Raw genomic sequence first — 12,585 nt, 5'->3', positions numbered from 1 at the left:
TTAGGAGATTTTTTTATGAACCCATCAGAGTACAAAATCAAGACAGCAATTATATCAGTTTCTGACAAAACTGGTATTGTGGATTTCGCAAAAACACTTGCAAATCTTGGCATTGAAATTTACTCAACCGGCGGAACCGCCAAAATTCTCAAAGATGCTTCGATTGATGTTAAAAGCATATCTCAGTTAACAGGCTTCCAAGAGATTTTAGGTGGTCGTGTAAAAACTTTGCATCCCGCAATCCACGCTGGCTTGCTTGCTGACCTATCGAACGAAGAACACACAAAACAACTTTCTGAAAACAATCTTAAATCAATCGACTTACTTGTTGTAAATTTATATCCCTTTGAACAAACTTTAAATAAAGAAAATGTTACTCACGAAGAATTAATTGAAAACATTGATATTGGCGGTCCCGCTATGCTACGAGCCTCAGCAAAGAATTACCGATGGACTGCCGTTGTTGTAAATCCAGCACGCTATTCGGAAATCATTGCATATCTCGAAGCAGGGCAATCAATCCCGGAAGACTATCGTGTGAAACTTGCTGGTGAAGTATTTTCTCATACTGCATATTACGATAGCCTTATTGCTAATTATTTTAATCAACACAATCAAATTGAAATTCCTGAAAAACTCAACCTGTCTTTCAATTTATCCCAAACATTGCGTTATGGTGAAAATCCTCACCAAAAAGCTGCTTTATATGGCTATTTTAATTGCATTTTCGAAAAAATGCACGGGAAAGAGCTTTCCTTCAACAATATTATTGATATTAGTGCAGCCTCTGAACTCATACTCGAGTTCGATGAACTTGCTCTTGCGATAATAAAACACACAAACCCTTGTGGGGTTGCTCTTGGCAATACTATCGCTGATGCCTTCGAAAAAGCACTTGCTACTGATAATGTTTCTCCTTTCGGTGGAATAATCGCTGTCAACAGGAAAATCGATTTAGATGCCGCCAATGCAATTCATTCTATGTTTACAGAAGTAATCATTGCACCCGACTTTACTGATGATGCTTTGGAATTGCTTATGAAAAAGAAAGATAGAAGGCTCATTAAAGTAAACTTTGAATTATTAAAAAAACATTCTTCAAAAAATATTCGTTCTGTTCCTGGCGGACTGCTTACACAAGATAGCGATAAATTATTGCTTAACGAAAATAGCCTAACAGTTGTAACAAAAAGAAAGCCAACGGACGAAGAATTACAATCAATGATGTTTGCCTGGAAAGTCTGCAAACATGTGAAATCTAATGCTATTGTTTATGCAAAAAGCGATAGGACACTGGCTATTGGTGCTGGACAAATGTCGCGTGTCGATTCTTCAAGAATTGCAGTTGAAAAAGCAAAACTTCAAGGTATTGATTTATCGGGTTCTGCGATTGCTTCCGATGCTTTTTTCCCATTTGATGATGGTGTTCGCTATGCTGCTTCAGCTGGTGCTACTGCCGTAATACAACCTGGTGGTTCAGTTAGGGACGAAGAAGTTATTAAAACTGCCGACGAACTAAATTTGACAATGATCTTTACTGGGATTAGGCATTTTAGACATTAATGTTGTTACTTAAATAAAGGGGCTGATTATTGCTGTTCGGCCCCTTTTCTATTTCGTTTATAATTTGACAAATCTTATACTGCTATTTCCAGCTCTTACGATGTAGATACCCTTTGGCAATCTGCTGATATTGGCTCTTATTCTTTCAGAATTATTAATAAAATTCAATTCCAATACTTTTTCTCCAAAAATATTGAAAACATCAATTCGTTCAGAATTTTTTGGAATTCTGATATCTATGTAATCAGATGCTGGATTTGGAGATACACTCAGTTCATTTTCTTTTTGTTCGTCTGCAACGCTCGATGTATTATCAGTAACCCAGAAGTCCGAGGACCACTCTGACGAATATTCTGAATTGATTGCTCGAATTCTACATAAATATTCTCTAAATCTTTTTGTTCCTGTTAATTGATAAGAAGTGTCGCTTGACGGCAAGCATACGTTTGCAAATAAAATTGTATCGAAATTTACTGGTGGACGATCTTCCGGGGAATATAAGTCGTGTCCTATTCGTTCAACTATCTGTAACTCATATTGTTCTGCACCGGTAATCGGTGTCCAGGAAATGGTAAAATCAAGTGGCAAAAGATATCTTTCTACTGGATTTGTAAAATCAGGTGGTTTGAGATTTTTTTGCCACTGAATTTGAATAACATACTTGCATTTTGACCTAATATATTGTTGTTTCTAAATATTTTGACTATTGAAACGCTGTATTTTTTATTATTACTGTAAAAATATGGATATATTAATTTTTCCCAGTTATTACCATAATTCGTAGTTATTAAAGGATAATAGTTCGTATTAACAATATAAGTGCTATCATTCTAAATTATTGCATTATAGATAATAGGATATTGCCAATCTGGCTTAAGAAGTGGGCCACAGGTTCTTCCTGAATTTGTTGTTCTGAAAAGATTTTTATTTGAAAAGGTAAAATAAGTGCTATCGTTTAAAAATAACAATCTGTTTGGTGAGAAGAAAGCAATATCCTGAAAAAAATTTTCCCAGGTTTTCCATCCATCATTGGTGATATATATAGGATCCGATTGTTCTTGAAACGTGTTTAAACGCTGTATCATTATTCCATTCAATGAATCGAACATCATTAAATCTTTGGACAAAGTTTTTCTCCACTCTGTATTAATTTATATCAATTCCCAATCAAGACCAGAATTTGTTGACTTATAAATATTTGTTCGAAAGTATAGTTTCGGATTATAATTCGCATCTAATCCAGCATAATATACGCTATCCACGAGTAAATATATATACTTGGAATCTATCCAACACCATTTTTGTACGTATGGAAAGTAGGATGTATCGCTGCTCCCCAGAACTATTGATTCGCGATAATTTTTTCCACCATCATTTGTTAATAATAATTTTACTTGTTCGGAGCTGTATGAAAAATTGGTTCTTTTATCAAAAAAACCGAAATGATCTTCATCTAAAGCAATAATATCATACACTGGTTTTGTATAGAATATTTCCCATTGTTCAATCATTTGTGCCTTTGAGCGTTTGCTCGTCAATATTATTAGCAAAAGGATGACATAAAAAGTAGAAAAATACTTGCACATTTTTTGCCTCTTGATAATTTTTTGTAGATATATGTATTATATTTTTAAATATATTTACAAACAGAATTATCCAAAGAGAAATCTTTTAAGCTATCAAATAAATAATTTTATTCCCAAAACGAACGATAGAGAATCAATACTTTTTTTACTGATACGTTTTGCAAATCTGTTGTAGTAATATGCAGAAAATATTCTATACAAGGTAATTATTGAATTAACATGAATGTCTTTCGATGAATATAGATTATTTGATGTGTAAAAAAGTTACAATTATTTTTTTACTTTTTGTGAAAAGTTCTATTATTAATGTTCAGTTTTATTTTAAATAAAAAAGGCGGAACCAAAATTAGCCCGCCTTTTTTGATTGAAAGAATAAAAAAATCTACTTTTCGTATTCTGAAACCGGAGTTCGAATAACCACCTGAACTGTTCTATTATAAAAGCGTCCTTCTGGCAAATCGTTTGTATATAATGGATCGTCTTCACCTACGCCTTTTGAGCTCAGCGAAGCAAATCTACCACCAGTTGCTTTGATAATTCCCTGGCGTACAGTCTCAGCACGTCTTTCAGATAGTTTTAAATTATGATCAAATAAACCTACAACATCAGTATGCCCGACAACTTCTGCCACAGAAGTAGGTTTAACGCGATCGTAGACGTATTCACGCATAATTCTGTTGTTTGTTTCACCCGCTTCTGCAGAATTAAATGGGAAGAGAATAAGATTGTAACGTTCAAGAGTGCTATCGCCAACAACTGATGTTTTCTTCTCCAATGTTGAAATTTGCTTAACTGGTATTGTTATTGGGTCAGAAGAACATTCTGCACCGCTCTTTGTAGTTACTATTAATTGAGCTGTATATGAAACTTCGTCTTTTGGATATTTTCCATCTTCATTTGTCCAATCCCAAATATAATTTGCTTCTGTCAACCCAATATTATTCAATGTTATCCATTTTTCATTCCCACGCTTAATCTCAATTCTTCTTTTTGCAATGATTGCGTCATCAATGCCATTTTTTATTACAAATTTCATTTCCTCTGGTTGTGGGAATGTCGTTGGATCTTTATCAAATACAGGTTTTGTAATATTCCAGTCGTCGCAAAGAATTTCTACACGGCGATTTTCCTGAATACCTAATGAATCTTTGAGATTTGAAACTACAAGTGGTTTCTCTCTAAATGTAAGCTTCATTCTATCAGGACTTATTCTCCAGATATTTTTGAAATAATTATATACAAACTCAGCCCTTTCTTTCGAAAGATTTGGTCTTTTTTCTTCAGGAGAGGTCCCGTCAGTTGTTCCAACTATTTCAATTTTAACATCCGGGAATTTGTTCAAGCGATAACCGTAAATATTCAGAACGTGATAATATTTATTCAGTGTACCGCCTGCAATTGTTGTATCTGTAAAGTTTTTAGTATCCTCAGGTGATTTAAATAAAATATAACGAGGTGGAAGTACAGATGAACCTAAATCGAAAAATACATAGTTTAGTAATGGATATAAATCCCAAGTTTGAACCTCCTCCATTACAAGTCCGCGATAACTTGCGAGTTTTGGGTCAGCAGCTTTTGCTCTTCTTATATAATCGGCTTCATCGATTTCTGCTGTAAGGACTGGTCTTTGTCCCATTAATATTTTAACATTAATTTCATCAGCAAATTTTTTAGCTTCTTCTGGGTCGTCAGTTTTCTTTGGTTTGACTACTTCTTGAAATACTGATTTTTTCCCGTATTTCGGATTAAATGCAGTTATTTCTAATTGAACTTTATTCGCTGCATCTTTTCCTTCACCATAATCGCTATTAGTTACAACATATTCAAATTTTGTGCGTTGTAAGTTAAGTGAATCTGTATATACTCTACCAGTAAGTGGGTTCTTTATTTCAATTTTTGCAGGGATAAATTCGCCTGTACATTCATCAACAACAGTACCCGCAACATTTACAGCACGGAAAAAAGTAGGTACAAATGCCATAAAAATATCATAATCTCCCTGGTAGCCTTGAATATCTGTCCTTCGAGAAGAGAAGTAGAGAATATCTCCAGAGGCAGGCAAAGTGATAAACATTTCATCCTCTTTTGTGTTTATTGGTTCACCTAAATTCTCAGGAGTACTCCAGGTTTTAGTTGCAGGATCATAGCGTGTAAGATAGAAATCAAGCCCACCATAGTTGGGTTTGTGTCCATCTGAAGCAAAAAACAATGTTTGATTGTCAGCAGCAATGAATGGCGATACTTCACGCCCTTTTGTATTTATTGCTTCTAAATTTTTGGCAGGTTTCCATTCTTCTAAATCATAATCCCAATCTGAATACCAAATATCAAAATTCTTTGGAACATTTCTTCCATCACTATTCGGTCCTTTTCTGGTTGAGACAAAATATAATCTGCTTTGGTCCGGTGCTATTGATGGTTGGGAATCAAACACTTCGGAATTAACATTTTTACCTAAATTTACAGGACGTCCCCAACGGTCACCTTCAATAGTTGTTTTGTAAATATCGCAGTCCCCAATCCCATCAGGACGGTTACAACCAGTAAAATATAACGTTCTGCTATCTGCACTGATTGAAGCAACGCCTTCGTTTAATTCAGTATTTACACCAAGTCTGCCAAAATTTGTAGTTGTATCAATGTTAAATGGCTGAAAAAATACTGAATCCAATCTTTCAAGTTTTTTTGCTGCCCAAAAATCGTGGGAAGATTTACCGTCTGGGGTTAATTTGCTTCCCGGTCTGTTTGATACAAAATATAATGTTCTACCATCTGCACTGATTGTTGGAGCATAATCCAATCCTTGCCAATTTACGATAGGCCCCAAGTTAATTATGCGAATTCTCTTACTTGCAATTATATTTGACTGTCCCTCGACTGGTTCAATTTTCATTGCAAGTAAATACAACTGGTTACTTTTCTCAAATTCATCATTTTCAATCTTGTTTTGAGAAAACAAAGAATGAGAAATTAATATGCAGAAAAATAAATACAATGAAATCAGCGAAAATGTCTTAAACTTTTGCATTTACATCCACCTTGTTTGTTTACTAAAAATTAATGTTTTAATAATTTCCAATTAATAAATTACCTTAAAATCTCAAAAAATCAAAATCATTTATGAATAAAATTTCAATATTTTCAAATTTTTACTCTCAATTCTAAAAGTATTCTCCAATTTGAAATTTTAAAATTATCTCCGTAATTGGAATATTTACTAAATGGATAATAATAAAAAAATTGTGGAGACAAATAATAGTTATTATCTACTTTGAAGTCAAATCCAATATTTGTTGCAAGCCCTATTTGCAGAGAATTAACATCTCGATAATCATTATCCTCAAGAATTATTTTATTAGAATTTGTTTCTGGGAAAAGTATTTTCACATTTTCTCCATTTGGAAGTAATACACTTTCGTCCAATATCTCTTTTTCGTGCTGCAATTTAGATGATAAAACATAAGAAATTGATGGCGAAATTTTGATGAACATAAAATCAAATCCAATAAATTTTAAATATGGTTGTATAGCTAATGCACTTGAATTTATATCGCTTGTATGTCTAAAATTAACCCCGATATATCTGTTGTTTTCGTATTCAAAGGCTTCTCTTTCCCTGAAACTTGATTTAATTGATAAATCGTCATACACTAAGGCAAATCCGTATTTGATACTATTGTTAATTAGAAAATCTTCCCAATTTATTCCAAATGTATAGCCGAATTTATTTCCATTCTCAAATTTGCAGTCTTCGCAATCCACGTAGCTTGTCCCAATTTGATAGTTCCCACCTAAGCCAATAAATACACCTGCTTCTTTTGGCTTCTTAGGAATTGACGGAGTTAATGGGTCAGAAATCTGACTAAAAACTGTGTTTATTGAAAATATTGTTATCACAATATATATGAACTTTTTCATAAATTCACCAAAAGTTTTTTCTTGTTTATTCGACTATATATTTGTAATTAACAATTTAACAAAAAAACGTTACATTATTTATGGTAAATTTTGAACTAAGCGAAGAGAAGAAATCTAAATTAAATTGGGTCCGCTATCTTGCAGTCAGAATTTTAAGTCGTTATGAACGAAGTGATTCGTATTTAGACAAATTATTAGCAAATGAGCTAAAAAATAATGAACTAACTCAACAAGATAAAGCATTGCTTACTGAACTAATTAATGGTGTGGTTCGCTGGAAATTAAAATTGGATTGGGCTTTGACAGGATTTTATAATGGCGACTATCAAAAGTGCCTGAACTTTGTTAAAAATGCAATGCGTGTTGGACTATATCAAATTATGTTTTTAGAAAAAATTCCAGCTTATGCCGCAATTGATGAATCAGTTGAAATTGTAAAGCAAATTCAGGGCGAAAGAACAGCTGGAATGGTAAACGCTGTTTTGAGGAACCTTCATAGAAACCTTGATAAAATTCGTTATCCTGATAGGGAAGAAGACTTGGTTTATTATCTGGCAACTGTCCATTCTCACCCCAAATGGATGGTTAAGCGCTGGCTTGAAAGATTTTCCGAATTGGAGACTGAAAAATTGCTTATAGCAAATAATCAAAGACCATATATTCCTATTAGAGTTAACCTTCTGAATTCTTCTATTGATAAAATAAAATACCTGCTCGATAAAAATAATGTTGAATACTTACAGTATGAACATCTTCTACAAACATTTCTGTTGAAAAATCCGAAATTTGACATTACTTCTACTGAAATGTTTCAAAATGGTGAAATTACAATTCAAGACCCAAGCGCTTCTCTTGCTGTAATGCTTGCCAACCCTACCCCAGGATACAAAGTCCTTGATATTGCAGCCGCTCCCGGCGGAAAATCCTTTTTCCTTGCCGAACTAATGAGAAACAAAGGTAATATTTTAGCAATTGAAAAGTATTCTTCAAAAATAAAATCAATTAACGAAGGTAATCAAAGATTGAAGCTTCCTATAATTGAAACTCTTGTCGAAGATGCTCGAAAGCTACGTTTGCATGAAAAAGTTGATTTGATTTTTGCTGATTTGCCCTGTTCGGGATTGGGAACTTTGCGCAAAAAACCAGACATTAAATGGAAAAGAGACACAGACGATATCCCCAAAATTGTCGAATTGCAAAAAGAAATTATATCAAATGCCATTAGATTTATGGGAAAAGGTAGTGTTTTGATTTATTCAACCTGCACTATTGAACCCGAGGAAAATCAAGAAGTCGTGTACTGGTTACTTGATAATTACAAAGACTTGCAAATTGATCCAGCTGAAAATTATTTACCTAAGGAAGTTTGTAAAGACGGATTTATGCAAACCTTTCCACATATTCACGGAATTGATGGGGCTTTTGCCGCTCGTATTATTAAAGTTTAGTTCTCTGTACTTATGTCGATAATTTTATTATGAAATTGAACAAAAAAAATAATGTTCAACATACATCGCACGGTCCGGACAAAGATAGGTATCTTGTTACCTATGCTGATTTAATCACTTTGCTTTTGGGATTGTTTGTTATTCTATATGCTTCTTCTCAAGTGGATCAGGAAAAATTCAAGGAAATTTCCTCTGCCCTTACCAAATATTTTAAAAGCCAACCAGCTAACCCAATTGATGGCGGTGACGGTGTGATTGAAGCAAGCCGTAGAGCTATCCCTGAGCCTATGATTGCTCCACGAGAAGCAAAAAGCATCAAAGAAATTGAAGACGAAGCCTCGACTGTTTTTAGAGATTATATTACAAAAGGTGAGCTTTCACTTAGAATGTCTTCCGAAGGGCTCGTGGTAGTCCTTCCTGAAAAACTTATGTTTCGTCCGGGCAAAGCTGAGATTCAATTTGATGGTATATCCGTAATTGATTCGCTTGCTAACATACTGGCTACTCTGAACAATACTATTTTTGTTGATGGACATACTGACAACACTCCAATCAGAACTTTTCAATATGAATCAAACTGGCATCTCTCTGTTGCTCGTGCTTTAAACGTTGGATATAGACTGATTTCACTTGGTGTTCCTGGCGAAAATGTTGTTATTAGAGGTTTTGCCGACAAAAGACCTGTCGATGATAACTCTACCGAAGAAGGCAAAGCAAAAAATAGACGTGTCGAAATTACTATTTCCCGAGTTGATGACAACTCTCCTGCTAAAATTACTCAATCTGACTAATTACCTATTATTGTTTTTTTATTCATCAAAATAAGGTAATTTTGTAATTATTCTAAATATCGGGTAGGAATTTTATGCTCAAAAGTATGACTGGGTTCAGTAAAGTAGAACTCAATGAAAATGGGATTTACGTAACTGTCGAAATAAAAACGCTAAATGGTAAAAATTTAGAAATTAATTGTCGTTTGCCAAAATCTTTGTCTCATCACGAACTTGAAATTCGTGAAATTTTAAGAAGTAATCTATCGCGGGCAAGTGTATTTCTCTCGATTAATGTTGACGCAGACCCATCTATTAAAAGTTTCAACATAAATCTCGATGCTGCTACTGCTTGCTATAATGTACTTAACCAAATGAAAAAAGAATTAAAGCTTAAAGATGCTGTCAAACTCGAAAATATTCTTGTTTTTCGCGATTTGCTCTACAAGCAGGACGATGCAATCAATGAAGATGCTTGTATGAAACTTATTACGAAAGCTTTGAAGCAAGCTCTTAAAAACCTTGATGCAATGCGACTTCGCGAAGGACAACAAATTTCTAAAGATATTATTGCCAGAATGAAAAAAATTCACGAAAATGTTCAAAAAATTGAACAAATCAGCCTGAACAAAGTGCCTCAGGAAAGAGAAAGATTGAGAAATCGTGTCGCTCAACTTTTCGAAAGTGATGAAATCGACGAACATCGTCTCCAACTTGAAATTATCCTGCTTGCTGATAAACTCGATATCTCGGAAGAATGCACCCGACTGTACTCTCATTTTAAGTTTTTCAATGATGCTGTTAAATCAAAAGTTTCCGAAGGAAGAAAAATTAATTTTCTTTTACAGGAAATTCATAGAGAAATTAATACAATAGGCAGTAAAGCCAACGATACCGAAATTTCTCACCTTGTTGTTCATTGCAAGGAAGAGCTCGAAAAAATTCGTGAACAAGTGCAAAATATTGAATAATGAACAATTTCCTTGTAATTGCTTATTATTTCCCACCGTCTGGTGGTCCAGGCGTTCAACGAGTTCTCAAACACATTAAGTATATTCGTGAGTTCGGTTGGCATCCAATTGTTCTTACTGTCGAAAACGGACAATTTCCTGCTCGCGATGAATCTCTGATCGCTGAAATCCCTGATGATGTGATTGTTCGTCGAACAAAAATTTATGAACCTTATGATATTTATAGGTTCTTTACTGGCAAAAAGCCAGGAACTCCAATTGACGTTAATACAATAAAAAAAGAAGATCAAAAGCTGAATTTCAAAGAGTGTATTTCTGAATTTATTCGAGCTACTTTTTTTATTCCCGATGCTCGCATCGGCTGGCTCCTCACTGCAAAAAAAGAAGCCATTAGAATTATTAAAGAACATAATTGCAAGGCGATTTATTCGTCTTCTCCTCCTTATACTTGTTCTTTGATTGCAAGATTCGCTAAAAGAAAAACTAAACTACCCTGGGTTGCTGGCTTTCGCGACCCATGGACTGGTTTTATTTCTGCCCCTAAACGCTGGTTCTTGCCTGCTATGATAGACAGAAGCCTTGAAAAATCTGTATTCGATGAAAGTAATTTTGTTGAGTGTGCCTGGGAAGGAATAATAAAAGATGCTTTGTCGAAATATCCTTTCTTGAGAAAAGATAAATTCATTCACATTCCTAATGGGTTTGACTCTGATGATTTCCCTAATGTTGAATACAAAAGAAATGATAAATTTATTCTAACTTATACTGGATCAATGTATGGCAGACGTAATCCTTATTCTTTACTTGTTGCGATCGAGAATCTATTATCTGAAAATAAAATCAATACTAACGATTTTAAATTAAAATTTATTGGACGTTTTGGCAATGAGGTCCTTGAAATGTTCAATAATTGCTCTTTCAAACAAAACATAGAAATAGTTGGTTATATTCCACACAAAGATAGTATTGCTCATCTAATGGCTTCAGATGCTTTGCTACTTGTTGTAGATGAATCAAAAGAAAGCGAAGAAATTGTCCCAGGAAAAGTATATGAATATATTGGCGTCCAACGACCAATACTTGCAATCGCTCCGACCAACGGAGCAATCGCTCGATTAATTTATGAAACTAATTCTGGTAAAGTTGCTCATCAAAGCGATATTAACACCATTTCCGATATTTTCTTAGAATTTATTAACTTGTGGGAATCAAATTCTGTAATTATTAATCCAAACTTGGAGTTAATTCAACAATTTGAACGAAAAAATGCAGCTAAAAAGCTTGCAGAATTATTAAATAGCGTTGCTACCCTAACTTAATTTTCAAGAAATTTGTAAATGTTTTTCCACCTTCGCTTATTGTCATTGTAATTGGAAATACAAGAAGCTTCAATCCATAGTGCTCAAATCTATCAACAAATTTGAGTAATTTAACTGCATCTTTTTCTGTTAGTGCGATATAATGTGAATTATTGTCTTCGGCAAAGCGTCTTATTTTTTCAATATCGTTTCTATCGTAATAATAATGATCACTAAAATTCAGATAATTAACAAGATGATATTCTAATTTTTTTACCATTTCATAAAATCTATAAGGTTTTGCAATTCCTGCAATAGCAACAATTCTCTTTTTTTTTCTTATCTTTTCAATTTCTTCATAGTCGCTTTTAATATTGCCTAACATATAAGGCAATCCATTTTGCACCATTACTTTAATGAAAATTGTATCTTGGTTTGTGAATTGCTTTAATTCATCAGTTATTTTTGCCCCGCCAGTCAAACACACAACATTTGCCCGACTTAACGATTCTAATGGTTCGCGTAACATTCCTTTCGGTAGCAGATATGGTTTTTCGAGTGTTTCTCTGTCTACAAGCACAATATCAATATTTCTTTTTAATGCCCTGTGTTGAAATCCATCATCTACAACTATGCAATCTATATCAAATCTTTTTTCAGCCGACAAAGCTGCTTCGACCTTTGATTCATTAGCAATTACTGGCACCATTAGCTTTCTTGCAATCAAAACCAATTCGTCCCCACCTTCATTTGCATCAACTAAAACTTTCTGCCCATCGCAAATAATTATTTCGCCTTTTGATTTTCTCTTATATCCACGTCCAATAATTGCTGGCTTTTTACCTAATGATAGTAATAGTTTTACTAAAAGTTCTTCGAATGGTGTTTTGCCAGTGCCACCAACTGAGAGATTGCCAACACTGATAACGGGAATAGATATTTTTGTCGAAAGATGTTCTTCGCGGTTATACCTACGATTACGATATTTTACGATTTTCCCGTAAACTTTTGAAAAAAAATCATTAATCATT

General features: G+C 33.9%; 11 protein-coding genes. 5 read left to right on the top strand and 6 right to left on the bottom strand.

What is annotated here, in order from left to right; all coding sequences use genetic code 11:
- Nucleotides 1-15 precede the first annotated feature (15 nt).
- Entirely contained in the window at nt 16-1,563 is a 1,548-nt protein-coding gene (gene purH, locus AC6QZF_RS04685; protein WP_499798719.1) for a bifunctional phosphoribosylaminoimidazolecarboxamide formyltransferase/IMP cyclohydrolase, read from the top strand.
- Nucleotides 1,564-1,620: 57 nt separating this feature from the next.
- Here the strand turns inward: purH and AC6QZF_RS04680 are convergent, their stop codons facing one another.
- The 5 genes from AC6QZF_RS04680 to AC6QZF_RS04660 all read right to left on the bottom strand — a co-directional run bounded on the left by AC6QZF_RS04680 (nt 1,621) and on the right by AC6QZF_RS04660 (nt 7,067).
- Entirely contained in the window at nt 1,621-2,151 is a 531-nt protein-coding gene (locus AC6QZF_RS04680) for a T9SS type A sorting domain-containing protein (RefSeq protein ID WP_499798718.1), read from the bottom strand.
- Between the two features lie 242 nt (nt 2,152-2,393).
- Nucleotides 2,394-2,690, bottom strand: coding sequence for a hypothetical protein (locus tag AC6QZF_RS04675; protein WP_499798717.1), 297 nt, complete (start codon nt 2,688-2,690; stop codon nt 2,394-2,396).
- A 24-nt stretch (nt 2,691-2,714) separates the two neighbouring features.
- Nucleotides 2,715-3,149: a hypothetical protein gene (locus tag AC6QZF_RS04670; RefSeq protein ID WP_499798716.1), complete on the bottom strand. Its 435-nt coding sequence runs from the start codon at nt 3,147-3,149 to the stop codon at nt 2,715-2,717.
- Between the two features lie 382 nt (nt 3,150-3,531).
- Nucleotides 3,532-6,177, bottom strand: coding sequence for an OmpA family protein (locus tag AC6QZF_RS04665; protein ID WP_499798715.1), 2,646 nt, complete (start codon nt 6,175-6,177; stop codon nt 3,532-3,534).
- A 113-nt stretch (nt 6,178-6,290) separates the two neighbouring features.
- Nucleotides 6,291-7,067, bottom strand: a complete 777-nt coding sequence (locus AC6QZF_RS04660; RefSeq protein WP_499798714.1) for a hypothetical protein — start codon at nt 7,065-7,067, stop codon at nt 6,291-6,293.
- Nucleotides 7,068-7,147: 80 nt separating this feature from the next.
- Between AC6QZF_RS04660 and rsmB the strand changes: the two genes are divergently transcribed.
- The 4 genes from rsmB (at nt 7,148) to AC6QZF_RS04640 (ending at nt 11,575) form a co-directional block, all read left to right on the top strand.
- Nucleotides 7,148-8,515, top strand: coding sequence for a 16S rRNA (cytosine(967)-C(5))-methyltransferase RsmB (rsmB, locus tag AC6QZF_RS04655; RefSeq protein ID WP_499798713.1), 1,368 nt, complete (start codon nt 7,148-7,150; stop codon nt 8,513-8,515).
- A 29-nt stretch (nt 8,516-8,544) separates the two neighbouring features.
- On the top strand, nt 8,545-9,306 hold the full coding sequence (locus AC6QZF_RS04650) for a flagellar motor protein MotB (RefSeq protein WP_499798712.1): 762 nt from the start codon (nt 8,545-8,547) through the stop codon (nt 9,304-9,306).
- An 86-nt stretch (nt 9,307-9,392) separates the two neighbouring features.
- Nucleotides 9,393-10,256, top strand: coding sequence for a YicC/YloC family endoribonuclease (locus tag AC6QZF_RS04645; protein ID WP_499798711.1), 864 nt, complete (start codon nt 9,393-9,395; stop codon nt 10,254-10,256).
- Nucleotides 10,256-11,575 carry a glycosyltransferase family protein gene (locus tag AC6QZF_RS04640; RefSeq protein WP_499798710.1) on the top strand — a complete coding sequence of 440 codons (1,320 nt, stop codon included), beginning with the start codon at nt 10,256-10,258 and terminating at the stop codon, nt 11,573-11,575. Before AC6QZF_RS04645 ends, AC6QZF_RS04640 begins: the two co-directional genes overlap by 1 nt.
- On the opposite strand, the gene lpxK is transcribed toward AC6QZF_RS04640, so the two are convergent.
- Nucleotides 11,562-12,584 carry a tetraacyldisaccharide 4'-kinase gene (gene lpxK / locus AC6QZF_RS04635; RefSeq protein ID WP_499798709.1) on the bottom strand — a complete coding sequence of 341 codons (1,023 nt, stop codon included), beginning with the start codon at nt 12,582-12,584 and terminating at the stop codon, nt 11,562-11,564. The two genes, AC6QZF_RS04640 and lpxK, sit on opposite strands and share 14 nt — an antisense overlap.
- Nucleotide 12,585: the final 1 nt, after the last annotated feature.

Origin of the sequence: Eximiradius sp. (genome assembly GCA_937127445.1) — a bacterium.
Classification (GTDB): Bacteria; Bacteroidota; Ignavibacteria; order Kapaibacteriales; family UBA2268; genus JAKIZO01.
Note: the sequence above shows the minus strand (reverse complement) of the source record. Positions and strands in the feature narration are given on the sequence as shown.